A 24,392-nucleotide genomic window follows, 5' to 3' on the forward strand; every position below is an offset into this window, starting at 1 on the left:
TCTCACTCGCCGACCTTGGACGGGTCGTCGAGGCTGTCGGAACCTTCGACCTTGATCTTCAGCTTGAGCGCGCCGACCACGCCCTCGATGGCGCGGGTCTGGGCGACGAGCGAATCCACGCCCTTCTGCACCAGCGCGTTGCCCTCGGCATTGCCCTCGCCGATCATCTGGTCATAGGCCTGCTTGCCGCTGTCGGCCTCGTCCTTGATCGCCTTGAGCGCAGCGAGCGCAGCGTCGATCTTGGCTTCGGCCTCCTCGGCGGCCTTCGGCGCCTTGGCGCTCGCATAGGCGGCGATCGAGGCGCCCTCGACCACGGATCCGTCGACGCGGGTGTACTTGGCCCGATAGATCGAAGCGATGCCGACCTCGTCGTAATAGTGCGAATTGTGGGTGTTGTCGGAGAAGCAGTCATGCTCCTCCTCGGGGTCGTGCAGGATGAGGCCGAGCTTCATCCGCTCGCCCGCGAGTTCGCCATAGGACAGCGAGCCGAGGCCGGTGAGGATGGTGGCGAGCGCGGTCTTGTCCTTCTGCTTCACCACGGCGGCGCGGGCCTTGCCCTGCTTGCCCCACCACTTCGCCATATCCTCAAGGTCGCTCACCAAGAGGTCGGTGGCTGCCTTGAGATAGGCGGCGCGGCGCTCGCAATGGCCGTTGCTGCAGTTCGCGGTCGAGTAATCGGTTGCCGGGCGCTTGCCGGCACCGGGGCCGGTGCCGTTGAGGTCCTGGCCCCAGAGCAGGAATTCGATGGCGTGGTAGCCGATGGCGACGTTGGATTCGACGCCGCCGGCCTCCTGCAAGCTGTCGAGCAGCTTCGGCGTGATGGTGGTGGCGTCGATGGTCTTCTTGCCGACACGGATCTTGGTGTTGGCGATCACATTGGCGGTGTAGAGCGGGTTCTCGTCGGAGGTCTCGCCATAGCTCTTGTCGACATAGTCGATCAGGCCTTCGTCCAGCGGCCAGGCATTCACGCGGCCTTCCCATTCATCGACGATGGGATTGCCGAAACGGAAGCCCTCGGTCTGCTGGTAGGGCACGCGGGCGGCCTTCCAGGCGGCCTTGGCGGCGTCGAGATTGGCCTCGGTGGGCGTGGCGATGAGGGTGTTCACCGCGCTCTGCAGCGCCTTGGCGGTGGTCAGGCTGTCCGTGTACATCGCCTCGGCGATATCGGCATAGATGGCGACGATGTCGCGCACCTTCGGCGCCGGGGTGTCGGCAGCGGCGGGACCGACGGCAAAGGCCGCTCCCAACGCGATGGCCGCGACGAGCGGCGTGGCGAACAGTGATCTGACTCGCATGGATGGTCTCCTTCCGCGCCCCCGGGCGCCTTAGCGGGAGACTCCTACGCCACCGCCGGAAGCAGTCGCAAGTGTTCGACCTTAGATTAGAATTGTTTCACTTTAAAACAACAACGACCATCTAAGCGCCATCACGAACAGGCAGAGAAAATACTATAAATCACCCCGCCGAGGATGACGCAACGTCACGAAGCGGTTGCAAGGCTTCGGCAAGTTCGTCGTCCGTGACGGTCGCGAGCGGTTTCATCAGCTTGGCAGCTTCGGTGCGGCGGCCGGGGCGCATCACCAGCACCACCGTCTCGGCACCGCCGCAGGCGGGGTCGCCACAGGCGATCTCGCTGATGGAAATGGTGGTCTCCTCGTCCACCCCGAGAATGAGCCGCGCCTTCGCGGCCAGCTCGCGGGCGGCGTCGGGCGCGGCTTCCGGGCTGGCGCCCCGGCGAAAAAACAGACGTGCCATCGTCACTCCCTGCGGCCGCGTTGCATCCCCCGGGAGGCCCGCCTCACAGCAGGTAAGCCCGCTTGCCAGGCCGCGCAAGCGGCACAGGCGGCACGGCACAAGCCGCAAGTAAAAGTTACCGACTCTAGTTTAGAACTGTAACAATGCCGGAAGATAATTGTTGTGAGCACTCAGAAACGAGAGTATCCACACTCACAACACCGCAGATGAGGCGCGAATACATCAAGCGCCGCCGATCTTGCCGGTGACGATTTCGCGAGGCCACTTCCCGGCAGGTCTCGTGAACCACGCGGGACGACGGCACGCGCTCCCTCAGCCGTCGTCCCGCGTCTCCTCCGCGGCGGGCGCCGCCGTCTCCCCCGCCTCCCATTTCCCCACCCAGGGCGCGGGTAGCGGCATTCCGAGATGGGCGAGCACGCCGCACGCCGCCGCATGGCCGGTGGCGAACGAGGCCTGCAGCAGATAACCGCCGGTCGGCGCCTCCCAGTCCAGCATCTCGCCGGCGATGAACACGCCCGGGCGGGCGCGCAGCATCAGCCGGTCGTCGACCATGGCGCGCGTGACCCCGCCGGCGGTGGAAATGGCACGCTCCAGCCCGGCCATGGCGGTGACGTCGAGCGGCACCGCCTTGATCCGCGCCGCCAGCGCGATCGGGTCCGCCGGCAGCGGCCCCGCCTCGCGCAGCAGGCCGGCGGCGGCGGGCGAAAGGCCGGCCGCCTTGCGCAGACGGTTCGCCAGCGATTCTCCCTTGCGGGACGCGGCCAGGCGCGCGGCCAGCGCGACCTCGCTCATATCCGGCCGCAGGTCGACAAGGAGCGTCGCGTAGCCCTCAACGGCGATCGCCTCGCGCAGAGCGGCGGAGAGCGCATAGACCGCGCCGCCCTCAAGGCCCGCTCCATCGATCATCGCCTCGCCGCGAACCCGGCGGGTGCCGAGGGACAGCGCGATGCGCTTGAGCGGCGCCCCGGCAAAGCGGGCCCGGAACGGTTCCGACCAGCCGATGCGGGCGCCGCTATTGGCCGGGCGCAGTGGGGCGATCTCCACGCCCTGCCCGCGCAGAACCTCCACCCAGCCGCCATCGCTGCCGAGGCGCGGCCAGCTGGCCCCGCCGAGCGCGAGTAGCACGGCGTCGGCCGCGACCTCCACCTCTCCCGTCGGCGTGGTGAAGCGCAGCGCGCCAGCTTCGCTCCAACCACGCCAAAGATGACTCCGGTTCAGCGTCACGCCGAGCCCGTCGAGCCGTGCCAGCCACGCGCGCAACAGGGGAGAGGCCTTGAAGCTGCGGGGGAAGACGCGGCCGGAGGAGCCGACAAAGGTCGCCTCGCCCAGCCTCTCCGCCCAGTCCCGCAGCCGGCCAGGGGGAAAAGCGTCGAGCATCGGTGCCAGCCAGTCGGCGGCGTCGCCATAGCGGGCGAGGAAGTGTGCGCGCGCCTCCGAATGGGTGAGGTTCAGCCCGCCGCGCCCGGCGATGAGGAATTTGCGCGCCGGCGAGGCCATGCGCTCGAACAGGGAAACGCGACAGCCGGCCTGTGCCAGCCCCTCGGCGGCGATCAGCGCCGCAGGGCCGGCGCCGATGATCGCGACATGGGGAATTGCCGAGTCGCGGCAGGGCTCTGCAGTCACCGGCTGACAGTCCGATTCAGCGCGGGAGGCGTTCGGCCGTCCCACTCGCGATCTGATTCCGAAAGGCTCGCCAACCTCATGATCCTTCACCCGATTTCCGGCGCGCAGGCATCGGTGATGCGCAGGCTCACCTGCGTGCGGCCCTGCCAGGAATCGAGGTCGAGCGTGCCGGCGACATGGAGCAGCTGTCCCCTCGCCTCCAGCAGCGTCGCGCCGAGGGGCGTGTCGACCGCGCGGAAGGCGACGGCGGAGATGACAGCGCCATCGCTGCCGCGCAGCCGCACCCGCATCTGCCCGGCGCTGCCGGGTTCGGCATAGACGACGCGATGGGCGGGGAAAGCGAAGATGGGCTGCGGGTTGCCGGCGCCGAACGGCCCGGCGCGCTCGACGAGTTCAACCAGCTCTGCCGTCGCCCCGGCGGCGGACAGCGCGCCGTCGATCAGCAGTTCATCCACCGCCCGCGCCTCTTCCACCGTCGCCGCCAGAGCCTGTTCGAGATAGGCGCGCAATTCGCCCAGCCGCTCCCGCGCCACGGTGAGGCCCGCCGCCATGGCATGGCCGCCGCCCTTCACCAGAATGCCGGTCTCCACCGCCCCGCGCACGGCCCGCCCGACATCGACGCCGGGGATGGAGCGGGCCGAGCCGGCGCCGGTCTCGCCGGTGAAGGCGATCGCGAAGGCGGGCCGGCCGAACTTCTCCTTCAGCCGCGCCGCCACCAGCCCGACAACGCCGGGGTGCCAGCCCTGCCCGCTGGAGAGCACCACCGCCCCCGCCCCGGCATGGCCGAGCGCGGCGTCGGCTTCCGCCTCGGCCTCGGCGACGATGGCGCGCTCCACCTGCTGGCGCTCGGTGTTGAGGCGGTCGAGCTCGGCGGCAATCGCCTGCGCCTCGATGGGATCGCGGGTCAGCAGCAGCTTGGTGCCGAGCGTCGCATTGCCGATGCGCCCGCCGGCATTGATGCGTGGGCCGAGCAGAAAGCCGAGATGCCACGCCTTGGGCGGTCCGGAGAGGCGCGCCGCGTCCATCAGCGCGGTGAGCCCCGGTCGCTCGCGCTTGCGCAGCTGGATCAGCCCCTTGGTGACATAGGCACGGTTGAGTCCCAGCAGCGGCACCACATCCGCCACCGTGCCGAGCGCGACGAGATCGAGGCTGGCGAGCAGGTCCGGCGCCGGGCGCTCCTTGGTCCACCAGCCGCGGTTGCGCAGTTCGCGCAGCAGTCCGACAGCGACGACGAAGACCAGCCCGACGGCACAGAGATGGCCGAGGCCGGAGAGATCGTCGGCGCGGTTTGGGTTCACCAGCGCCGCCACCTCGGGCAGCGCCTCGCCAGCCTGGTGATGGTCGATGACCAGCACGTCCAGCCCGATGGCGCGGGCACGGGCGAAGGGCTCGAAGCTCATCGTGCCGCAATCGACCGTCACCAGCAGCGTGGCGCCGCGCTCGGCCAGCGCCTCGATGGCGGGGATGTTCGGCCCGTAGCCCTCGAAGATGCGGTCGGGAATGTGGAAGGCGGGGTCCAGCCCGCCGGCGCGCAGCACTTCCACCAAGAGGGCGGTGGCGGTGGCGCCGTCGACATCATAGTCGCCGAACACCGCCACCTTCTCCCCGCGCATCACCGCATCGGCGAGGCGGGCGACGCAGGCCGGCATGTCGGTCAGCGTGTCGGGATCGGGCAGCAGGCGCTTCACGGTCGGGTCGAGCCACGCCTCGACCTCGTCAATGGCGACGCCGCGCCCGGCCAGAACGCGGGCGAGAATTTCCGGCACGCCGTGGCGCTGGACGATGGCAAGCGTGGTCTGGGCGCCGCGCACGTCCAGCCGCTCGCGCCAGAAGCGACCGGTGGCCGAACGGGTCACGCCGAGAAAGGGACGCGGTGGCGGGGCGGCGGTGGGAAGGACGAGACTCATGGCGCGCAGGATAAGCCCGAACAACGCGCCCGCGTCGAGAGCTGCGCGCGCAAAGACGGGCGCGGGGGCGTCATCGCGCCGTCACGCTGCCGTAACGCGAGGGACATGGGCGGCGGGCAGAAGGCGTTCTCCGGCCTCGCGCCGCATGCTGCTGACAAGGAGACCCCCATGAATCGCCGCCTCCGCCTGTCCCTGCTCGCCGGCGCCGCGCTCGCGCTGCTCGCCACCGGCGCCCGCGCCGACCAGACCTTTCCCGCCACCCTCGCTGGCCATGCCGTGCTGCCTGCGGAAACCTTCATCGCCATGCCGGACGACGCGCCGGAGGACCTGAAGGTCTCCGGCAAGTTCACGACCGGCACGCGCGTCGATGCCGTCGGCACGGTGGAAGGCAAGTCCGCCGGCCGCCCCACCGGCGTGAAGCTACCCTTCAAGGGCCAGCCGGTGCAGGGCCATTCGGGCATCAAGGTGATGCCGGATGGCAGCTTCTGGATCATCACCGACAATGGCTTCGGCTCCAAGGCCAACAGCCCGGACGCGGCGCTGTTCCTGCGCCACTACACGGTGGACTGGGCCACCGGCACGTTCCAGCCGATCGAGACCGTGTTCCTCACCGACCCCGACAAGAAGGTGCCGTTCCGCATCGTTCATGAAGGCACGCAGAAGCGCTATCTGACCGGCGCGGATTTCGACCTCGAAAGCTTCCAGATCATCGGCGACGACCTGTGGATCGGCGAGGAGTTCGGCCCCTTCCTGATCAAGGCCGACAAGTCCGGCCGGGTGCAGGCGGTGTTCGAGACCGTCGCCGGCGAGACGCCGGTGCGCTCGCCCGATCATTACGCCGTCGCCTCCCCCGCCGCGCCGAACGCGCCGGCCGCCTTCAACGCCCGCCGCTCCAAGGGTTATGAGGGCATGGCGGCCTCCAAGGACGGCAAATATCTCTACGCCCTGCTCGAAGGCCCGCTGTGGGACGCCGACAAGAAGGACTGGCAGAAGACGGCGGACGGCAAGGAATTCCTCCCCATCCTCGAATTCGACGTGGCGAACCAGAAGTGGACGGGCCGCATGTGGCAGTACGTTCTGGAGCAGAACGGCAATGCCATCGGCGACTTCAACATGATCGACGGCACCACCGGCCTGATCATCGAGCGCGACAATGGCGAGGGCACGGCCGACAAGGCCTGCGCCGCCGGGACCAAGGGGCCGGACTGCTTCCACGACCTCGCCAAGTTCAAGCGCATCTACAAGATCGAGCTGACCGACGCCAATGCCGGCCAGAGCGTGCGCAAAATCGGCCACATCGACCTGATGAAGATCGCCGACCCGGACAAGAAGGCGCGCAAGCCGCTCAATGACGGCGTGCTGACCTTCCCCTTCTTCACCATCGAGAATGTCGACATGGTCGACGCCACCCACATCGTGGTCGGCAACGACAACAACCTGCCCTTCTCCTCCTCGCGCGATCCCGCGAAGGCGGACGACAATGAGCTGATCCTGCTCGAAGTGGGCGAGTTCCTGAAGGCGAAGTAAGCCGAACGCACGAAGATGGGCCGGGGCGGCGACGCTCCGGCCTTCGTCCGCTCACGCCGTGTCGGGCAAGGTCGGGTCCGGCAGGTTGCGCGGCCGGCGCAGGATGAGCGCAACGCCCGCTACCATGACGAGGCCGCCGATCACCTTCAGCGGCGAGGGATCGTCGCCGATCAGCAGGATGCCGAAGGCGACGGTGAGCAGCGGGTTCAGCATCGAATAGGGCACGACGGCGTTGATGGAATGGCGCTGCAGCAGCCAGTACCAGATGCCATAGGCGAGGATCGACGAGGCAATGGCGCTGTAGGCGACGCAGAACCAGCCATGCCAGCCCGCGCTCGCCACCATGCCCCAGCGATCGCCCTCGAAGAACCACGACATCAGCAGGATCTGCGGAATCGCGAACAGCGACGACCAGCCCATGATGGTCATCGGCTTGATGTCCTTGAGCTGCTTGATGATGAGATTGGTCACCGCCCAGCCGGTGGCGCTCACCACGAGCAGAAACAGCGCCAGCGGCGGCGGCAGGGTGGGGCCGAGCGCGAGCACGAAGATGCCCGCCACCGACACCGCCAGCCCGGCGAGGCGCACCCGGCCGAGCGGCTCCTTCAGCACGAGGCAGGCAAGCACCGTCGCGATCGGCGCGCCGAGTTGGATGACCACGGCGCTGGTGCCGGCCTCCGAATCGGCCAGCGCGGCGAAGAGCAGGCCGAAATGCACGGTGCCGAACGTGAAGGACACCAGCAGCACGCCCGGCACCTGGTCGCGGCGCAGATGCAGCACCGGGCACAGCAGCGCCGCCACCAGCGTGAAGCGCAGCGCGCTCATCAGCATCGGCGGAATCTCCGCGATGCCCTGCTTGATGACGATCATGTTGAGGGCCCACACGCAAATGACGGTGAGCGCGAGCAGCTTGTGCTTGAATGGCATGGGACCGGGACGGCAGGAACGGAAAGACGACCCGGAAACGGGCAGCATGCGCCAGCGAGTCGCCAGCTCGTCCGCTGATAGGCCACGGCCGCGGCGCTGCAAAGCCCCGGCCGGCCATGCCAGCCCTGCGCCGCTTTCATGAGGCCCGCCGGCCACGGCTTGCACCAGCGCGCCGGCCCATTATGGTGCGCGCCATGCTGAACCTGTCCCTGCTCGGTCGCCTCGCCTTCACCCATGCCGCGCCGTCGAAGCCCGCGCTGCCGCCCGGCCGGCACGATCTCGGCCTGTTCGAGACTCGCGACGCGGTGCTGATCGTGCCGGAGGGCGTCGACCCCGCCCGCCCGACGCCGCTGGTGACGCTGTTTCACGGCGGCGGTGGCAGTGCCGAGAAGATTCTGCCCATGCTGCGCCACCACGCCGAGACGCGCGGCTTCCTGCTGCTGGTGCCGCAGTCGCTGCTGCCGACCTGGGACATCGTCATCGCCGGCAACGGGCCGGACCTGGAGCGGCTCGACATGGCGCTGGCCGACGTGGCGGCGCGCTTTGCGCTCGATCCCACCCATTTCGCCTTTGCCGGCCATTCCGACGGCGGCAGCTATTCGCTCTCCACCGGGCTGAGCAATGGGCGGATCGTCACCCACATCCTCGCCTTCTCCGCCGGCTTCATGACCGTGCTGGCACAGGAAGGCGCGCCCAAGGTGTTCATCGCCCACGGCCAGAACGACACCCAGACGCCGATCGCGACCGCCGGCCGCTCACACGCCGCCAAGCTTCGCCCGGCGGGCTATGAGCTGACCTATATCGAGCACCCCGGCCCGCACGCCTCGCAGCCGGACATGGTGCAGCTCGGCGTCGACTATTTCCTGAAGGACGTGGCAAAGGCGGTGTGAGCGGCGCCACTACTGCGTCATCCCGGACCGCCGAAGGCTGACCCAGGATCGCAAGCCGGCCCCGGGGCGATCCCGGCTCTCCGCTGCGCTTCGGCCGGGATGACGAACGCGTGGCACGGAGGGCCGGCCCGCCGCGAAGACGGAAGCGGAACTGCCATAACGAAAAAGGCCGGCAAGATGCCGGCCTTTCCGCAGAATATGCGCAGCCTTAGAGTGCGATCCGATCAGCTTGCGATGCAAGCGGGTCGGCGCGTGCTCTCGTGGCTCACGCCACCTTCTTCGCGGTCTTGGCGATCTCGGCGACTTCGCCCTCATAGGTCGCGACCTTGGCGGCGAACTCGGCCGGGCTCGCCTTCAGCGCGGCCTTCACATCCGACGCCCAGGTGGTGTTGCGCAGGGTGAAGGTGTTGGTGGCCGAGGAGCCGTACTTCTTCGAGAACGCCACGTTCAGCTTGAACGGAATCGGCTCGGAAGCGAGATAGTTAGTGGTCGGGTGCTCCTTCACGAAAGCCGTATAGGCCTCGGCGACCTCCTGGTACTTCTCGGCGGCGATCAGCGCGTCGATCTGGGACAGCAGGGGCGGAAGCAGCGAATGAGGAGCGGTCATGATGGGTCGTTCCCTTGGCAATTGGCTTGGCGTTCGGGTGCGGGGCGCCCCTGACGGGCGCGCCTGCGCACGGCTCTGGTATACAACACACCGGGCCGACGCCAAAGCGCCCAGTTGACGCCTGCGGACACAGCCTCGCGCGCGCCGGGCGAAACGAAAACGGGGCGCCTGAGCGCCCCGTCCGTGTGTCATCCGCGTCGCGAAAGCTCAGCCGAGATGGAACTTGGAGAGGTCGCGATGCTCGGCCTCGATCCAGCGCACCGTGCCGGTGGCGGAGCGCATGACGACGGTGTGGGTCTTCACCACGCCCTTCTCATACTTCACGCCCTTGAGCAGATTGCCGGTGGTCACGCCCGTGGCCGCGATCAGGCAGTCGCCGCGCACCATGTCGGTGATGGTGTAGATCTTCTTCGGGTCGGTGACGCCCATCTTCTTGGCGCGCTCGCGCTTGGCCTCGCTGTCGAGGATGAGGCGGGTGTACATCTCGCCGCCGATGCAGCGCAGCGCCGCCGCCGCCAGCACGCCCTCGGGCGCGCCGCCGGTGCCGAGATAGATGTCGACGCCGGTCTCGTCCGGGTTGGTGGTGTGGATCACGCCGGCCACGTCACCATCGGTGATCAGCTGCACAGCGGCGCCGGTGCGGCGCACCGCCTCGATGATCGCGGCATGGCGCGGACGGTCGAGGATCAGCGCGCTGATCTCCGAAGGCTTTACGCCCTTGGCCTTCGCCAGCGACTGGATGTTGTCCTCGGGGCTGGCGTCGATGTCGATCGTGCCCTTGGGGTAGCCGGGGCCGATGGCGATCTTGTCCATGTAGACGTCGGGCGCGTAGAGCATCGTGCCGCCCTCCGCCATCGCCATCACGGCGATGGAGCCGGGCATGTTCTTGGCGCAGAGCGTGGTGCCTTCCAGCGGGTCAACGGCGATGTCCACCGCCGGGCCCTTGCCGGTGCCGACTTCCTCGCCGATGAACAGCATCGGCGCCTCGTCGCGCTCACCTTCGCCGATCACGATACGGCCGGCGATGGGCAGGCGGTTCAGTTCGCGGCGCATGGCGTCCACCGCCGCCTTGTCCGCCGCCTTTTCGTCACCCCGGCCGCGAAGGCTGGCCGACGCCACCGCCGCCCGCTCGGTGACCCGCACCAGTTCGAGCGTCAGAATGCGCTCCAGCACCTGGTCTTCTTTGACCGTGATCCCCGACATCGTCCCTGCCCCCTTAGTCCTTCTCGATCCGTATCACCTGCGGCGGCGAGGCGATGACGCCATCGATCTCGATGGCGGCGATCGCGCGGCGCACCGCGTCCTCATTGGTGGCGTAGGTGATCAGCACCACCGGTGCCGGATCCTCCGCGCTCTCCGCCCGGTCGCCCCCGTGGGGACGGCCGCGACGGTGCTGCATTATGGACTCGAGCGAGATGTTCTGCTCGGCCATATGGCGGGCAATGGCGGCCGCCGTTCCCGGCCGGTCGACTGCGGCGAGGCGAATGTAATAGCCGCCCTCATGGCGCCGGATGGCGGCCTTTTCCGCCGGCTGCAGACTCTCGGCCGTCCAGCCGAAGGGCGCGCCGGCCTTGCCGGCGGCGGCGTCGCAGAGATCGGCCACCACCGCCGAGGCGGTGGCGTCGCCGCCAGCACCCGGCCCGACGAGGGTGAGCGCCACCGCATCGCCGTCGATCGCCACGGCATTGGTGACGCCGGAGACCTGGGCGATCGGCCAGTGCTTCGGCACCATGGTCGGGTGCACGCGCAGTTCCACCTGGGTGCCGATGCGGGCCGCGACGCCGAGGAGCTTGATGCGATAGCCGAGCTCGTCCGCCGCCTCGATGTCAGCCAGCGTGATCGAGCGGATACCCTCGATATGGATCGCCTCCGGGTCCGGCTTCACGCCGAAGGCCAGCGAGGCGAGCAGAGCGAGCTTGTGGGCGGTGTCGAAGCCGTCGACATCGAAGGTCGGGTCGGCCTCGGCATACCCGAGCTGCTGCGCCTGATCGAGGCAGGTGTCGAAGGACAGCCCCTCTTCCTGCATCCGGGTGAGGATGTAGTTGCAGGTGCCGTTGAGAATGCCGGAGACGCGGGCGATCTCGTTGCCGAGCAGCGCCTCGCGCAGGGTCTTGATGACGGGAATGCCGCCGGCGACCGCTGCCTCGAAATGAATGGCGACGCCCGCCGCTTCGGCCGCGCGCGCGAGTTCCACGCCGTGATGGGCGAGCAGCGCCTTGTTGGCGGTGACGATGGAGTGGCCGGCGGCGATGGCCGTCTCAACCGCCGTCTTGGCGATGCCGTCCGGGCCGCCGATCAGTTCGACGAACACGTCGATGTCGGGGTCGCGCGCCAGTTCGACCGCGTCGTCGTACCAGCGCAGGCCGGTAAGGTCGCAGTCCCGGTTGCGCGAACGGTCGCGGGCGCTGACAGCCACCACTTCGACCGGCCGTCCCACCCGCGCGGCAATCGCTTCCGCGCGGCGGGCCAGCATGCGCACCACACCCGCGCCGACCGTACCGAGGCCGGCGATGCCAATTTTCAGCGGCGGCGCCATTATGTGTCCGAACTCAACAAACGTTCCGAATGCGGCGCCGCCCGGAAGGGCCGGGCCTTTAGCGCGCCGCGGCGAGAGGGACGACGTTGTGCAATGTTTCCGCGCCGGTTTCAAGGAAGCGGCGGATGTTGCGCGCGGCCTGGCGGATGCGCTGCTCATTCTCCACAAGGGCGATGCGCACATACTCGTCGCCATGCTCGCCGAAGCCGACACCGGGCGCGACGGCGACATCCGCCTTCTCGATCAGCAGCTTGGAGAATTCGAGGCTGCCGAGATGACGGAACTTCGGCGGAATCGGCGCCCAGGCGAACATGGAGGCGGTGGGCACGGGGATTTCCCAGCCCGCCTTGCCGAAACTGTCCACCAGCGCGTCGCGGCGCTTCTTGTAGACGCTGCGCATCTCGGCGATGCACTCCTGCGGGCCGTTCAGCGCCGCCGTGGCCGCCACCTGGATCGGGGTATAGGCGCCATAGTCGAGATAGGACTTCACCCGCGCCAGCGCCGCGATCAGCCGGTCATTGCCGACCGCGAAGCCCATGCGCCAGCCGGCCATGGAGAAGGTCTTGGACATGGAGGTGAATTCGACCGTCACATCCATCGCGCCCGGCACCTGCAGCACCGAGGGCGGCGGGTTGTCGTCGAAATAGACCTCGGAATAGGCGAGGTCGGAGAGCACGATCAGATCGTGCTTCTTCGCGAAGGCGACGACGTCGCGGTAGAAATCGAGGTCCGCCACCTGTGCGGTGGGGTTCGAGGGATAGCAGAGCACCAGCGCCAGCGGCGAGGGAATCGAATGCGCCACCGCGCGCTCCAGCGCGTGGAAGAACTCCGGGCCCGGCTCGCAGGGCACGGAACGGATCGCCGCGCCGGCCATCAGGAAGCCGAAGGCGTGGATGGGGTAGCTGGGGTTCGGCACCAGGATCACGTCGCCCGGGGCGGTGATGGCCTGCGCCATATTGGCGAAGCCTTCCTTGGAACCGAGAGTCGCCACCACCTGGGTATCAGGGTTCAGCTTCACCCCGAAACGGCGCTCGTAATAGGCCGCCTGGGCGCGGCGCAGGCCGGGAATGCCCTTGGAGGCGGAATAGCGGTCGGTGCGCGGGCGGCCGATCGTCTCCTTGAGCTTTTCAACCACATGGTCCGGGGCATCGAGGTCCGGATTGCCCATGCCGAGATCGACGATGTCGGCACCGCCATTGCGGGCGGTAGCCTTCACGCGGTTGACCTGCTCGAACACGTAAGGCGGCAGCCGGCGAATACGATGGAAATCGGTCATGGGTCTCAAGCTCCAGGCCGCCCCGTTCCTAGGAGACGGCGTCACGCGCGCTTCATATCACCTCTCGCGCGCCCGCACAGCGAGGGATGTCAGCCTAAAGGGGCAGAAGGAAGGTATTCGCGCAGCCTGTCGCGCTTACTGGCCGGCCTGCCCGTCCTGTCCGTCCTCGATCTGGCGAAGCATCTCCTTCTCGCGCTGGCTGGCGAGATTTTCGAGGTTCTTCTGCATCGCCTGCTGCTGCTGCGGTGTCATCACCGGCCGGTCGCCAATCTGCGCCGGCGCGCCGAAGGTCGGATAGGCCGGCTCCGGCAGCTTCTGCCGACCGGCGGGAGTCGTCGCGGCCCGCGACGAATCCGCCGAGGCTGCCGCCGATTCGCCCGAACCGGAGGTCGTCGCGGCGCCGGAGCCACTGGTGGACCTTTCCAGCGAAGCGCAGCCGGCAAGCGCCAGCGCGGCAAGCGCGGCGCCAGCGAGAAGAATTGTGCGCGCGACGGACGTGCCGCCCTGCCTGCCCTGCCCGTGATCCACCATGCCCTCCCCTCAGGCGTCGGCCATCTTCCGCTGCTACGCGGAACCGGCCGTTACGCACTCGCTAGCACCGGATGGCGCGTCTATTATGGCCACCTATGAACGTACCAACCCGCGGGGACAAGCGGTGAGCAGCCGACGCAGCAGATCGATACCGTCCGCCCCGGCAAAATCCGCGCCGGCGAAAACGAGTGAGGCGCAGCGCACGGCGCCGACCGACGCGCCCGCAACTCCGCCGAAGCCTGCGGCGCGCACGCGGGTGACCAAGGCGGCCGCGGCCCCGCAGCCAACCGTTGCCGCACCGGCGGCGGCGCCAAAGGCATCGGCCCCGGACGTAGCGTTGAAGAAGTCGGCGGCGAAGAGCCCGGCGCAGCCTGAGGTGGCGGTCGAATCCCCGGCGGCCTCCATACCGGGGCGCAAGTCCGCGAGCAAGAAGGCGCCCGTCCCCCTCGCCGCCGAACCGCCCGCGCCGGCCACCGCGCCGCGCGCGCGCCCGGTGAAAGTTGCACCCGCCGCGCCGACGCCGGCCCCGGCACCCAAGGCGCCGGAAGCGGCGGCCCCGCCCTCCCAGGCCGAGCCCTCGCCTTCAAAGCCCTCCCCTTCAAAGCCCTCGCCGTCCAAACCGGCCCCGGAAGCCGCCGCGCCGGAGACGCCGCGCCCCGGCGCGATCGACCTCGAAGCCTTCGCCGGCAATCTGGCGCGGATGATGGAGGAAGGCGGGCGCGCCATGGCCGCCTATCTGCGCCCGCGCGAGGAAGGGCGCATTCGCGACGATATGGCGGAAGAACTGACCGAGGTCGCCAAGACCATCGGCAATGTCGCGGAATATTGGCTTGCCGATCCGCAGCGCACGGTGGAGGCGCAGTCACGCCTGATCGGCGGCTATCTCGACCTCTGGACCACGGCGCTGAAACGCCTCGGCGGCGAGAAGACCCAGCCGGTGGTGGAGCCCGCCACCCGCGACTCGCGCTTCGCCGACCCGGAATGGAACTCCAACCCGTTCTTCGATGCGCTCAAGCAGGCCTATCTCCTCACCGCCAATTGGGCGGCGGACATGGTCGAGGAAGCCGAGATCGACGCCCGCACCAAGCACAAGGCGGAATTCTATGTGCGCCAGATCGCTGGCGCGGTCTCGCCCTCCAATTTCGTGCTGACCAATCCGGAACTGCTGCGCACCACGCTCGCCTCGAATGGGGAGAATCTCGTGCGCGGCATGAAGATGCTGGCGGAGGACATCGAGGCCGGCGGCGGCGACCTGAAGATCCGCCAGACCGACGATTCCAAGTTCCACGTCGGCGAGAATCTCGCGGTCACGCCCGGCAAGGTGATTTTCCAGAACGAGCTGATGCAGCTCATCCAGTACACGCCGCAGACGGAAAGCGTGCTGGCGACGCCGGTGGTGATCATCCCACCCTGGATCAACAAATTCTACGTGCTCGACCTGACGGCCGAAAAATCCTTCGTGCGCTGGGCGGTGGAAAGCGGGCTTACCGTGTTCATGGTGTCCTGGGTCAATCCCGGCCCGGAACTCGCTGCCAAGGGCTTCGAGGACTACATGAAGGACGGTGTGCTCACCGCCTTCGACGTGGCGAAGAAGGCGGCAGGCTCCAAGGACTTCCACGCGGTGGGCTATTGCGTCGGCGGCACCATGTTGGCGATGACGCTGGCCTGGCTGGCGGCTACGGGCACCAAGCCCGGCCTCGCCAGCGCGACTTTCCTCACCACTCAGGTCGACTTCACCTATGCCGGCGACCTCAAAGTGTTCATCGACGAGGAGCAGGTCGCCAGCCTCGAACGCAAGATGCTGGAAGCGGGAGTGATGGAAGGCAGCAAGATGGCCAACGCCTTCAACATGCTGCGCGCCAATGATCTCATCTGGCCCTATGTAGTGAACAATTATCTCAAGGGTCAGGCGCCGTTCCCGTTCGACATTCTTTACTGGAATTCGGATTCGACCCGGCTGCCGGCCGCCAACCATTCTTTCTATCTGCGCAACTGCTATCTCGACAACAAGCTGGCGCAGGGTCGACTGATGCTCGCTGGCAAGACGCTCGACCTCACGGCGATCGACGTGCCGATGTACAGCGTGGCGACGCGCGAGGACCACATCGCCCCGGCGGCCTCGGTCTTTCTCGGCCTGCAGAAATACCGAACCCCGGGCCGCTTCGTGCTGGCCGGCTCCGGTCATATTGCCGGCGTCATCAACCCGCCGGCGCGCGGCAAGTACCAGTACTGGACCGGCGGACCGGCGGCGGGGACGCTGGAGGACTGGATCGCCAAGGCGGAGATGCATCCCGGCTCCTGGTGGCCGGACTGGCGCGGCTGGATCGAGGAACGCGGCAGCGCCCGTGTACCCGCCAGCACCCGCATCCCGGGCGAGGGTCCGTACAAGGCGATCGAGGACGCGCCGGGCAGCTATGTGAAGGTGCGGTCATGAGGTGCCATGGCGCCCTGCCCGCGTTTCCAGCTCATTCCTTCAGGCGCCGCCATGTATGATTTCGAGTGGCACAAGTCGCATGGCCGGCAGACATCCCGCTCGGCGGAAATCGTCATCGCACTGCTGCGCGCGTTTCATGATCCGACATCGGTGCTCGATGTCGGCTGCGGCGACGGGCGATGGCTGGCGGGCTTTCCGGCGGGCACGGACATTGTCGGTCTCGATGGGCCGTGGACGGACCAGAGCCGCCTGCTGATCCCCACGGAGAGCTTCCGCGTCGCCGACCTTGAGTCCCGCCTCGACCTCGGCCGGCATTTCGATCTGGCGGTCAGCCTGGAAGTGGCGGAACATGTCGGCGCGGAGTGCGCGCGGCAATTCGTCGACAATCTCACACGCCACGCCGACATCGTTCTCTTCGGCGCCGCCATCCCCTATCAAGGCGGCTTCCGCCACATCAACGAACGCTGGCAATCCTATTGGGCAGGGCTGTTCGACGCCCAAGGCTACCAGTTGTTCGACCCGTTTCGCGGGCAGATCTGGGACCTGCCGGAGGTCAGCTTCTGGTACAAGCAGAACATGCTGCTCTATGTCCGGCGCTCACGGGGTGAACTGATCGACCGGGTGCAAACCTATATCCGCGAACAGCGGGTCAACCAGTTGCCGGTCGATATCGTTCACCCCGAACGCTACGAGGCCATTGCCTCCTACGATCAGATCGCCTTCAAGCCGCTGCTCCGGCGACTGCCGGCCCGCACGCTGGGCAAGGCTTACAGCCTGCTGCGGCGTGGCTGACCGGCCCTCGCCGGCCGCTTACGGGAACAGCGCGATCTGCTCCAGGCCCAGCGTCTCGGGATAGCCGAGCACGAGGTTCATGTTCTGCACCGCCTGGCCGGAGGCGCCCTTCACCAGATTGTCGGTGGTGGAGATCACGATCACCCGGTCCGGCGCGCGGTCCTTCACCACGCCGATGAACGCCATGTTCGAGCCCTTGACGAAGCGCGACTGCGGCACCTGGCCGAGCGGCAGCACATGCACGAAAGGCTCGTTCTTGTAGAAATCCGCCAGCACCCGGTGCACGCCCTCCGCCCCAACGCCGGCGCCAGTCTTGAGGTAGATGGTGGCATAGATGCCGCGCGTCATCGGCACCAGGTGCGGCGTGAAGCTCGGCGCGATCGTGCGGCCGGCGGCCTTGGAGAATTCCTGGTCCAGCTCGGCCATGTGGCGGTGGCTGCCGACGCCATAGGCGTGCATGCCTTCCGTCACTTCGGTGAACAGCAGGTTCTCCTTCGCCGAACGCCCCGCCCCGGTGACGCCGCTCTTGGCGTCGATGACGATGTGCTCGGGCTCGATGGCGCCGGCCTCGATCAGCGGCACCACGGGCAGGATGGCCGTGGTGGTGTAGCAGCCGGGATTGGCGACCAGCCGCGCCTTGCGGATGTCGTCACGGTAAAGCTCGACCACGCCGTAGACAGCTTCCTGCTGCAGCTCCAGCGCCTGGTGCGGGTGGCCGTACCAGCGCTCATAGGCGCCGTCGTCGCGCAGCCGGAAATCGGCGGAGAGATCGACCACCTTCACATGCGGCGCGGTCTCGAACACGTTCTTGATCACGAGCTGGGTGGTGCCGTGCGGCAGGGCACAGAAGACAAGGTCAACGTCCTTCCACGCCACCTGCTCGATGGTGATGAGGTCCGGCAGCTTGAACGGCGCGAACTGGGGGAACACATCCGCCACCGCCTGACCGGCCTTGCGGTCGGCGGTCAGCGCGACGATCTCGACGCGGGGATGGCGCAGCAGCAGGCGCAGCAGTTCCGAGCCGGTGTAGCCCGAGGCCCCGAGGATGGCGATCCGCGCCTTGCTGTCCGTCATGGTGGCGACCCTTCCTGCTGGCGCGCCCGCCGTGACGAGCCGGGGACGCGCATGGAGCTGCGCCCTTACACCTTTCGCATGTCCGACGAAAGACAAGAGCGGCCCCGGCTGGCGCATGGCGGCTGCGCGCGTCGGGCGGGAACCGGATGGAAGCGCCGCCGCTTCTCCTCCGGCCTCTCCTCGGACAGCCGGAGCCCCACCATGAACGATCCCCTCGCCTGGTTTGAGACCGGCCTCGCCATGACCCGGCTCGGCATGGACATGCAGGTGGTGATCACCGAGCGGCTCACCCGCCTCGCGCGGGGCGACGCCGCTGCCGGCGTCGAGGCGATGCGGATGGTCACGGAGAAGACGCTGGCGCTGGGCGAGGTCAATGCCCGGCTGATGAAGGCGGCTGCGGCCGGCCGGCTGGGTACGGTCGGGCCGGAGATCGTCGCGTTGTACGGCGCCAAGGTGCGCGCCAATCGCAAGCGGCTGAAGCGCTGAGCCGCCGGCGCGCATGGCGCCCATGTTCACGGAGCGTTCCGGTTTCGCGCTGGCCCTGTCATAGTGCTAAGGAAACCGAATCGGTTCCTGACCACGACGAGACCGCCCGCGCCCATGTCGAATTCTGACGACCTCTTCGCCGCTGTTCCCGCCCCGCGTCCGCGTGCCGCTGCGCGCCCCGCCGCGCTGCGCGAGGGCACGCCCGGCGAGGCTGGCTACACCGCCGCCGACATCGAGGTGCTGGAGGGGCTGGAGCCGGTGCGGCGCCGGCCGGGCATGTATATTGGCGGCACCGACGAGAAGGCGCTGCACCACCTCTTCGCCGAAGTGGTCGACAATTCGATGGACGAGGCCGTGGCCGGCCATGCCAGCTTCATCGAGGTGGAACTGACCGAAGACGGCTTCCTTACCGTCACCGACAATGGCCGCGGCATCCCGATCGAGGAACACCCGAAATATCCCGGCAAGTCGGCGCTGGAGGTCATCCTCACCACGCTGCACGCGGGCGGCAAGTTCGACAGCAAGGTCTACGAGACCTCCGGCGGCTTGCACGGCGTCGGCGTCTCCGTGGTCAACGCGCTGTCGGACGTACTGGTGGTCGAGGTCGCGCGCGGACAGACGCTGTACCGCCAGACCTATTCGCGCGGTGTGCCGCAGGGCGCGATCCAGGAAGTTGGGCGCATCCTCAACCGCCGCGGCACGCGGGTGAGCTTTCATCCCGACGCGCAGATATTCGGCGAGAATGCCCGCTTCAAGCCGGCCCGCGTGTTCAAGATGGCCCGCTCCAAGGCCTATCTGTTCGGCGGGGTGGAGATCCGCTGGAGCTGCGACGCCTCGCTCGTCGCCGGTACCGACATCCCGGAGAAAGCGGTGTTCCGCTTCCCCGGCGGCCTGCGCGACTATCTCGCCGCCGACATCGAGGGCCATACTCTGGTCCATCCCGACATCTTCTCCGGCAAGACCCAGCGCCCCGGCGGCCATGGCTCGGCGGAATGGGCGGTGGCATGGCTGGGCGATGCCGATGGCAGCATCTCCTCCTATTGCAACACCATCCCGACCGCCGAGGGCGGCACGCATGAGACCGGCCTGCGCGCCGTGCTGCTGAAGGGCCTGCGCGACCATGCCGAGCGCACCGGCGCGGCCAAGCGCGCGGCCATCGTCACCGCCGACGACGTGATGGCCGGCTGCGCCGCCATGCTCTCGGTGTTCGTGCGCGAGCCGGAATTCCAGGGCCAGACCAAGGAGAAGCTGGCCACCGCCGAGGCCACCCGCATCGTCGAGGCAGCGCTGCGCGACCCGTTCGACCACTGGCTCGGCGGCAACCCGGCGCAGGCCAACCGCCTGCTCGACTGGGTGGTGGAGCGGGCCGAGGAGCGGCTGCGCCGCCGGCAGGAAAAGGAAATCTCCCGCAAGACCGCGGTGCGCAAGCTGCGCCTGCCGGGCAAGCTGGCGGACTGCTCCAACAATTCGGCGGCGGGGTCCGAGCTTTTCATCGTCGAAGGCGATTCAGCCGGCGGCTCGGCGAAGCAAGCGCGCGAGCGCCAGACCCAGGCGGTGCTGCCGCTGCGCGGTAAAATCCTCAACGTCGCCAGCGCCGGGCGCGACAAGCTCGCGGCGAACCAGCAGCTCGGCGACCTCGTGCAGGCGCTGGGTGCGGGGACGGGCGCGAGCTACCGTGAGGAAGACCTGCGCTATGAGCGGGTCATCATCATGACCGACGCCGATGTCGACGGCGCGCATATCGCCTCGCTGCTCGTCACCTTCTTCTACCGGCAGATGCCGAAGCTGATCGAGAACGGCCATCTCTTCCTCGCCGTGCCGCCGCTCTACCGCATCAGCCAGGGCGCCAAGACGCTCTATGCCCGCGACGAGGCGCATCGCGACGAATTGCTGCGGACGGAGTTCTCCGGGCGCGGCAAGGTCGAGATCGGCCGCTTCAAGGGCCTTGGCGAAATGATGCCGGCGCAGCTGAAGGAAACCACCATGAGCCGCAAGACGCGCACCTTGCTGCGCGTCACCGTGGAGGAGGCCGAGCGCGCGGCCACGGCCGATATTGTCGAGCGGCTGATGGGCAACAAGCCGGAAAGCCGCTTCACTTTCATCTCCGAGCGCGCCGCCTTCGCGCGCGAGGAATTGCTGGATATCTGAGCGGAGCGTGCTCTAGCGCCGTTCAAAGGCGAGCCGCGCGGCGAGACCGAGAAAAATCAGGCCGGTGAGGCGCTGAAAGCCGCGGGCGATCCGCTCGCGCGTCCGCAGCCAGCCGCCGATCCCGCCGGCGAAGCCGCCCACCAGCGCATTCACCACCGTGCCGCCGGCATTGAACACCGTGCCGAGCAGCAGGAACTGCAGAAAGCCCGAGCCGCGCGAAGGATCGACGAATTGCGGAAGGAAGGCGAGGATGAACACCGCCACCTTCGGGTTCAGCACATTCACCAGCACCGCCTCGCGGAAGGCGCGCCAGGGCGTGTGCCGGCGGCCCGGACCCGGCTCCAGCGCCAGACCCGTGCTGCGCAGGGCCTGCACCGCCAGCCAGACGAGATAAGCCACTCCGGCCCAGCGCAGCATCTCGAACGCGCCGGGATGGGCGGCGAGCAGGGCCGCAAGGCCAAGCGCGGCAGCGAACACATGGATGAAGCCACCGGCGGCGATGCCGAGGCTGGCGGCAATGCCCGCGCGGGGGCCGGACTTCATCCCCTGGCCGAGGCAGAACATCATGTCGTTGCCCGGCGTGAGATTCAGCGCCAGCGCCGCCGGGACGAAGAGCAGCAGCGTTTCCAGCGAAACCGGCATGGCGTTCACCCCTTCACCGGCTCGGGACGCGGATCGACGGCGACGATATCCATGACCCCGCCCGGCAGCGTCACCTCGTCGCCGATCCATTTGCCCGTCAGCGCGCGGGCCACCGGCGACACCCAGCCGATACGGCCCAGCGCCGGATCGGCCTCGTCCTCGCCGACGATGCGGAAGGTGCGGCGGCCGCCCTTCTCATCCTCCAGCGTCACCGCCATGCCGAAGGTGATGGCCTCGCCCTCCTGCGGCGGGTCCACCGGCTCGGCATTGGCGCGGCGCGCCGACCAGTAGCGCAGCTCGCGCGAGGCGGCGGCCACGGCGTCGCGCTCGCCCCGGGCGCCGGCGGCGGACAGCGCCTCGCGCTGGCGGGCGATTTCGGCGTCGATCTGTGCCAGGCCCCGGCGGGTGACGAGGTTGCGATTCGGGCTGACAGGCCTTTCGGGCAGCGTATCCGCGCCGCTGTCTTCTTTCACGAAAGCGCGGCTCATCGCGCGACCTGCCTTCCCCTGCGGGGCCGCGTCGGGCCGGAACATGCCGAAAAGCCCTTGACAGCGGCCGAATACGTTGACTTTCCGAGCGTTATGCCTATGGTGCAACGCGTCGTCATACCATATCCGACTGAGGCGCTCCGCGCGACGACGATGCAACCATCCCCGGTTACGGCTCGGGGGTTCGGTGTGCGGTGCGCAGCCGCAGAATTGATCCAGATGCCTTTTAAAGAACTGGGCCTGAGCGACAAGGTGCTCGCGGCCGTTGCCGATACCGGCTACACCGAGCCGACGCCGATCCAGGCGCAGGCCATTCCGCATGTGCTCGCGCGCCGCGATGTGCTGGGCCTCGCGCAGACGGGCACCGGCAAGACCGCCGCCTTCACCCTGCCGATGCTGACCCTGCTGGAGCAGGGGCGCGCCCGGGCCCGCATGCCGCGCACGCTGATCCTCGAACCCACGCGCGAACTCGCGGCGCAGGTCGAAGAGAACTTCACGCGCTACGGCAAGAACCACAAGCTGAACGTCGCCCTGCTGATTGGCGGCGTCTCCTTCGGCGACCAGGATGCCAAGCTGCTGCGCGGCGTCGACATCCTCATCGCCACGCCGGGCCGGCTGCTCGACCATGTGGAGCGCGGCCGCCTGCTGCTCTCGGGCATCGAGATCCTCGTCATCGACGAAGCCGACCGCATGCTCGACATGGGCTTCATCCCGGACATTGAGCGCGTGTGCAAGCTGGTGCCGTTCACCCGGCAGACGCTGTTCTTCTCCGCGACCATGCCGCCGGAAATCCAGCGCCTCGTCGCGCAGTTCCTGTCAAACCCGGTGCAGATCGAGGCCTCCCGCCCCTCCTCCACCGCCTCGACCATCACCCAGCTGCTGGTCGCTTCCCCCAAAGAGGACTTCGCCAAGCGCGAAGTGCTGCGCGGGCTGATCGACAGCGCCGAGAACCTGCAGAACGGCATCATCTTCTGCAACCGCAAGAGCGAAGTCGCGGTGGTTCACAAGTCGCTGCTGCGCCATGGCTACAAGGCGGTGTGCCTGCATGGCGACATGGACCAGCGCTCGCGCATGCAGGCGCTCGACCAGTTCCGCACCGGCGAGGCCACGCTGCTCGTCGCCTCCGACGTTGCCGCGCGCGGGCTCGACATTCCCGCTGTGAGCCATGTGTTCAACTACGACACGCCGCATCACGCGGAAGACTATGTACACCGCATCGGCCGCACCGGTCGCGCCGGGCGTGCGGGTGCTGCCTTCACCATCGTCACCGCAGGCGAGGTCAAGTCGCTGGCAGCGATCGAGAAGCTGATCGGCCGTCCGATCGACTGGAAGGACGGCGCCGGTCTCGACACCGTGCCGGCAGTCGAGACGCGCGCCCGGCCGGGCCGCGAAAAGACGAGCCGTGAGAAGCCTGCCCGCGAGAAGGGCCGTGGCGGTCGCAACCGCGAGCGGGAAGATGGCGGCGAGAGCCGTGGCGCCCGTCCCGCCCGCCGCCGCGAAGCCGAGCCGGCCAGCGCGCCGGTCGAGGCTGTGGAGACGACGGTCGTGGCTGAGGCTCCGGCCAAGCCCGCGCGTCGTCGGTCCCGGCCGGCCGAGGCGGAAGCCGCTCCGGCCGCCGTCGCGCCCGCCGCCCCGCCCGTGGCCGCCTCAGCTCCGGCGAACGCCCCGCGCGGGCGTGGCCGCGAGAAGGCAGCCCCCGCCCCGGCGCGCGCGCCGGTTACCCCGCTCACCCATCGCCGCCCCGACCGGGCACCGATGGACGAGCCGGCCGACACCTCGCACCTGCCGGCCTTCCTGCTGCGGCCGGTGAAGATCAAGGCCGGCTGAACGGCTCGCCTGCCTTGGGCTGCGGAAGGGCGGAAGCGGCTTCCGCCTGATCCATAGCGGCCACGGTCTTTGCCGTGCGCGTTCGGCGCGGCGATGATGCGGCCGGCGTCTCCATGGGCGTGGCCGGCGCGCGGGTAACCGCGCGTAGATGCTTGATCAGGTCGCCCCGCACGCCGCCAGCGTCGCCCGACGCGGCCCAGCCGGAGAAGCCGATCTCCACCCGGTCCAGCGCCATCTTGGCGATGGACGCGGACGGACCGGGTTCCCGGGAGACGCGCGGGTCGTTCTTCAGGAAGGCCAGCCCCTTCTCCATCACCCCCTCAATGTCGCCGTCCGGCTTCAGTTCCAGTGCGAAGCTGAAACTGCGGGCGCCATAGACCGAGCGGTTGATGATCGGCGAACCCCACACCCGGCCGTTCGGCATCAGCACCTGCACATTGTCGCCCGCGGCGAGTTCGGTGGTGAACAGGGTAATGGCCTTCACCGTGCCGCTTTGCCCGCCGACTTCGACGGAATCGCCGACCTTGAACGGGCGGAAGAGCAGCAGCATCACCCCGGCGGCGACATTGGACAGCGTGCCCTGCAAGGCAAGCCCCACCGCCAGCGAGGTGGCGCCCAGCACCGCGATCAGGCTGGTGGTCTGGATGCCGAAGCGTTGCAGCACGGCGAGCCCGACGAAGACCAGCACGGTGTAACGGGCGAGGCTTGAGAGGAAGCCGACAATGGTCGGGTCGACGCGATGCGTGGCGTTCAGCGCGCGGGTCACCAGCCGATCCACCACGCTCGCCAGCCACCAGCCGATGACCAGCAGCGCGACGGCATAGAGAATGTTCAGCCCGTAAAGGACGATGAGGTCGCCGAGCCCGTTCAGGCCACCATAGCTGTCGAGATCCATCAATTATCGCTCCGTGCGCGTCCAGGA

General features: G+C 68.3%; 22 protein-coding genes. 7 read left to right on the plus strand and 15 right to left on the minus strand.

Features of this window, described 5'->3' with window-relative positions; genetic code table 11:
• Positions 1 to 2: 2 nt before the first annotated feature.
• The 4 genes from ACP2AH_RS02405 to recJ form a co-directional block, all read right to left on the minus strand.
• Positions 3 to 1,295 carry an imelysin family protein gene (locus ACP2AH_RS02405; RefSeq protein WP_425104328.1) on the minus strand — a complete coding sequence of 431 codons (1,293 nt, stop codon included), beginning with the start codon at positions 1,293 to 1,295 and terminating at the stop codon, positions 3 to 5.
• A 160-nt stretch (positions 1,296 to 1,455) separates the two neighbouring features.
• The gene (locus ACP2AH_RS02410; RefSeq protein ID WP_425104329.1) at positions 1,456 to 1,755 is read right to left on the minus strand and encodes a hypothetical protein; all 300 of its coding nucleotides are present in this window, start codon (positions 1,753 to 1,755) and stop codon (positions 1,456 to 1,458) included.
• Between the two features lie 312 nt (positions 1,756 to 2,067).
• Positions 2,068 to 3,378, minus strand: a complete 1,311-nt coding sequence (locus ACP2AH_RS02415) for a TIGR03862 family flavoprotein (protein WP_425104330.1) — start codon at positions 3,376 to 3,378, stop codon at positions 2,068 to 2,070.
• A gap of 86 nt (positions 3,379 to 3,464) precedes the next feature.
• Positions 3,465 to 5,285, minus strand: coding sequence for a single-stranded-DNA-specific exonuclease RecJ (gene recJ, locus ACP2AH_RS02420; protein ID WP_425104331.1), 1,821 nt, complete (start codon positions 5,283 to 5,285; stop codon positions 3,465 to 3,467).
• Positions 5,286 to 5,453: 168 nt separating this feature from the next.
• Between recJ and ACP2AH_RS02425 the strand changes: the two genes are divergently transcribed.
• Complete coding sequence (locus tag ACP2AH_RS02425; RefSeq protein ID WP_425104332.1) at positions 5,454 to 6,812, plus strand: esterase-like activity of phytase family protein; 1,359 nt, start codon at positions 5,454 to 5,456, stop codon at positions 6,810 to 6,812.
• 51 nt (positions 6,813 to 6,863) lie between these two features.
• Here the strand turns inward: ACP2AH_RS02425 and ACP2AH_RS02430 are convergent, their stop codons facing one another.
• On the minus strand, positions 6,864 to 7,739 hold the full coding sequence (locus ACP2AH_RS02430; RefSeq protein WP_425104333.1) for a DMT family transporter: 876 nt from the start codon (positions 7,737 to 7,739) through the stop codon (positions 6,864 to 6,866).
• A gap of 194 nt (positions 7,740 to 7,933) precedes the next feature.
• Here ACP2AH_RS02430 and ACP2AH_RS02435 point away from each other — a divergent pair, with 194 nt between their 5' ends.
• Positions 7,934 to 8,629: an alpha/beta hydrolase gene (locus tag ACP2AH_RS02435; protein WP_425104334.1), complete on the plus strand. Its 696-nt coding sequence runs from the start codon at positions 7,934 to 7,936 to the stop codon at positions 8,627 to 8,629.
• Positions 8,630 to 8,894: 265 nt separating this feature from the next.
• Here the strand turns inward: ACP2AH_RS02435 and ACP2AH_RS02440 are convergent, their stop codons facing one another.
• From ACP2AH_RS02440 to ACP2AH_RS02465, 6 genes are all read right to left on the minus strand, one after another.
• The gene (locus ACP2AH_RS02440) at positions 8,895 to 9,236 is read right to left on the minus strand and encodes a hypothetical protein (protein ID WP_421697417.1); all 342 of its coding nucleotides are present in this window, start codon (positions 9,234 to 9,236) and stop codon (positions 8,895 to 8,897) included.
• A 207-nt stretch (positions 9,237 to 9,443) separates the two neighbouring features.
• A complete protein-coding gene (glpX, locus tag ACP2AH_RS02445) occupies positions 9,444 to 10,439 on the minus strand; it encodes a class II fructose-bisphosphatase (RefSeq protein ID WP_244377021.1) in 996 nt (331 codons plus the stop codon).
• 13 nt (positions 10,440 to 10,452) lie between these two features.
• A complete protein-coding gene (locus ACP2AH_RS02450; RefSeq protein ID WP_425104335.1) occupies positions 10,453 to 11,772 on the minus strand; it encodes a homoserine dehydrogenase in 1,320 nt (439 codons plus the stop codon).
• 58 nt (positions 11,773 to 11,830) lie between these two features.
• The gene (locus ACP2AH_RS02455) at positions 11,831 to 13,048 is read right to left on the minus strand and encodes an LL-diaminopimelate aminotransferase (RefSeq protein WP_421697415.1); all 1,218 of its coding nucleotides are present in this window, start codon (positions 13,046 to 13,048) and stop codon (positions 11,831 to 11,833) included.
• Between the two features lie 135 nt (positions 13,049 to 13,183).
• A complete protein-coding gene (locus ACP2AH_RS02460; protein ID WP_425104336.1) occupies positions 13,184 to 13,579 on the minus strand; it encodes a hypothetical protein in 396 nt (131 codons plus the stop codon).
• Between the two features lie 93 nt (positions 13,580 to 13,672).
• Positions 13,673 to 14,305 carry a hypothetical protein gene (locus ACP2AH_RS02465; protein WP_425104337.1) on the minus strand — a complete coding sequence of 211 codons (633 nt, stop codon included), beginning with the start codon at positions 14,303 to 14,305 and terminating at the stop codon, positions 13,673 to 13,675.
• Here ACP2AH_RS02465 and phaC point away from each other — a divergent pair.
• Positions 14,304 to 16,013 carry a class I poly(R)-hydroxyalkanoic acid synthase gene (gene phaC / locus ACP2AH_RS02470; RefSeq protein ID WP_425104338.1) on the plus strand — a complete coding sequence of 570 codons (1,710 nt, stop codon included), beginning with the start codon at positions 14,304 to 14,306 and terminating at the stop codon, positions 16,011 to 16,013. The two genes, ACP2AH_RS02465 and phaC, sit on opposite strands and share 2 nt — an antisense overlap.
• A gap of 6 nt (positions 16,014 to 16,019) precedes the next feature.
• Positions 16,020 to 16,805: a class I SAM-dependent methyltransferase gene (locus tag ACP2AH_RS02475; protein ID WP_425104339.1), complete on the plus strand. Its 786-nt coding sequence runs from the start codon at positions 16,020 to 16,022 to the stop codon at positions 16,803 to 16,805.
• Between the two features lie 18 nt (positions 16,806 to 16,823).
• Here ACP2AH_RS02475 and argC read toward each other — a convergent pair whose 3' ends face one another.
• Positions 16,824 to 17,879 (minus strand): N-acetyl-gamma-glutamyl-phosphate reductase, encoded by a 1,056-nt coding sequence (gene argC, locus ACP2AH_RS02480; protein ID WP_425104340.1) that lies wholly within the window; start codon positions 17,877 to 17,879, stop codon positions 16,824 to 16,826.
• Positions 17,880 to 18,080: 201 nt separating this feature from the next.
• On the opposite strand from argC, the gene ACP2AH_RS02485 reads away from it, so the two are divergent.
• The gene (locus ACP2AH_RS02485; protein WP_425104341.1) at positions 18,081 to 18,365 is read left to right on the plus strand and encodes a hypothetical protein; all 285 of its coding nucleotides are present in this window, start codon (positions 18,081 to 18,083) and stop codon (positions 18,363 to 18,365) included.
• A 114-nt stretch (positions 18,366 to 18,479) separates the two neighbouring features.
• Positions 18,480 to 20,513 (plus strand): DNA topoisomerase IV subunit B, encoded by a 2,034-nt coding sequence (gene parE / locus ACP2AH_RS02490; RefSeq protein ID WP_425104342.1) that lies wholly within the window; start codon positions 18,480 to 18,482, stop codon positions 20,511 to 20,513.
• Between the two features lie 12 nt (positions 20,514 to 20,525).
• Here the strand turns inward: parE and ACP2AH_RS02495 are convergent, their stop codons facing one another.
• Positions 20,526 to 21,155 carry a LysE family translocator gene (locus ACP2AH_RS02495; RefSeq protein ID WP_425104343.1) on the minus strand — a complete coding sequence of 210 codons (630 nt, stop codon included), beginning with the start codon at positions 21,153 to 21,155 and terminating at the stop codon, positions 20,526 to 20,528.
• 5 nt (positions 21,156 to 21,160) lie between these two features.
• Positions 21,161 to 21,643 carry a GreA/GreB family elongation factor gene (locus ACP2AH_RS02500; protein ID WP_425104344.1) on the minus strand — a complete coding sequence of 161 codons (483 nt, stop codon included), beginning with the start codon at positions 21,641 to 21,643 and terminating at the stop codon, positions 21,161 to 21,163.
• 219 nt (positions 21,644 to 21,862) lie between these two features.
• On the opposite strand from ACP2AH_RS02500, the gene ACP2AH_RS02505 reads away from it, so the two are divergent.
• Positions 21,863 to 23,470 carry a DEAD/DEAH box helicase gene (locus ACP2AH_RS02505; protein ID WP_425104345.1) on the plus strand — a complete coding sequence of 536 codons (1,608 nt, stop codon included), beginning with the start codon at positions 21,863 to 21,865 and terminating at the stop codon, positions 23,468 to 23,470.
• Here the strand turns inward: ACP2AH_RS02505 and ACP2AH_RS02510 are convergent.
• Positions 23,457 to 24,365, minus strand: coding sequence for a mechanosensitive ion channel family protein (locus ACP2AH_RS02510; RefSeq protein WP_425104346.1), 909 nt, complete (start codon positions 24,363 to 24,365; stop codon positions 23,457 to 23,459). The two genes, ACP2AH_RS02505 and ACP2AH_RS02510, sit on opposite strands and share 14 nt — an antisense overlap.
• Positions 24,366 to 24,392 lie beyond the last annotated feature (27 nt).

The organism is Ancylobacter sp. (assembly GCF_965249975.1).
In the GTDB taxonomy this organism is placed as follows: Bacteria; Pseudomonadota; Alphaproteobacteria; order Rhizobiales; family Xanthobacteraceae; genus Ancylobacter.

Coding starts and splice junctions, on each gene's coding strand:
- ACP2AH_RS02475 (WP_425104339.1), top strand. CDS start 16,020: ATGGCGCCCTGCCCGCGTTTCCAGCTCATTCCTTCAGGCGCCGCCATG.
- ACP2AH_RS02430 (WP_425104333.1), bottom strand. CDS start 7,739: ATGCCATTCAAGCACAAGCTGCTCGCGCTCACCGTCATTTGCGTGTGG.
- ACP2AH_RS02405 (WP_425104328.1), bottom strand. CDS start 1,295: ATGCGAGTCAGATCACTGTTCGCCACGCCGCTCGTCGCGGCCATCGCG.
- ACP2AH_RS02465 (WP_425104337.1), bottom strand. CDS start 14,305: ATGGCGCGCCCGCCTTCCTCCATCATCCGCGCCAGATTGCCGGCGAAG.
- ACP2AH_RS02460 (WP_425104336.1), bottom strand. CDS start 13,579: ATGGTGGATCACGGGCAGGGCAGGCAGGGCGGCACGTCCGTCGCGCGC.
- ACP2AH_RS02505 (WP_425104345.1), top strand. CDS start 21,863: ATGCCTTTTAAAGAACTGGGCCTGAGCGACAAGGTGCTCGCGGCCGTT.
- glpX (WP_244377021.1), bottom strand. CDS start 10,439: ATGTCGGGGATCACGGTCAAAGAAGACCAGGTGCTGGAGCGCATTCTG.
- ACP2AH_RS02495 (WP_425104343.1), bottom strand. CDS start 21,155: ATGCCGGTTTCGCTGGAAACGCTGCTGCTCTTCGTCCCGGCGGCGCTG.
- recJ (WP_425104331.1), bottom strand. CDS start 5,285: ATGAGTCTCGTCCTTCCCACCGCCGCCCCGCCACCGCGTCCCTTTCTC.
- ACP2AH_RS02435 (WP_425104334.1), top strand. CDS start 7,934: ATGCTGAACCTGTCCCTGCTCGGTCGCCTCGCCTTCACCCATGCCGCG.
- ACP2AH_RS02425 (WP_425104332.1), top strand. CDS start 5,454: ATGAATCGCCGCCTCCGCCTGTCCCTGCTCGCCGGCGCCGCGCTCGCG.
- ACP2AH_RS02510 (WP_425104346.1), bottom strand. CDS start 24,365: ATGGATCTCGACAGCTATGGTGGCCTGAACGGGCTCGGCGACCTCATC.
- ACP2AH_RS02410 (WP_425104329.1), bottom strand. CDS start 1,755: ATGGCACGTCTGTTTTTTCGCCGGGGCGCCAGCCCGGAAGCCGCGCCC.
- ACP2AH_RS02500 (WP_425104344.1), bottom strand. CDS start 21,643: ATGAGCCGCGCTTTCGTGAAAGAAGACAGCGGCGCGGATACGCTGCCC.
- parE (WP_425104342.1), top strand. CDS start 18,480: ATGTCGAATTCTGACGACCTCTTCGCCGCTGTTCCCGCCCCGCGTCCG.
- phaC (WP_425104338.1), top strand. CDS start 14,304: ATGGCCGCCTATCTGCGCCCGCGCGAGGAAGGGCGCATTCGCGACGAT.
- ACP2AH_RS02485 (WP_425104341.1), top strand. CDS start 18,081: ATGAACGATCCCCTCGCCTGGTTTGAGACCGGCCTCGCCATGACCCGG.
- ACP2AH_RS02450 (WP_425104335.1), bottom strand. CDS start 11,772: ATGGCGCCGCCGCTGAAAATTGGCATCGCCGGCCTCGGTACGGTCGGC.
- ACP2AH_RS02440 (WP_421697417.1), bottom strand. CDS start 9,236: ATGACCGCTCCTCATTCGCTGCTTCCGCCCCTGCTGTCCCAGATCGAC.
- argC (WP_425104340.1), bottom strand. CDS start 17,879: ATGACGGACAGCAAGGCGCGGATCGCCATCCTCGGGGCCTCGGGCTAC.
- ACP2AH_RS02455 (WP_421697415.1), bottom strand. CDS start 13,048: ATGACCGATTTCCATCGTATTCGCCGGCTGCCGCCTTACGTGTTCGAG.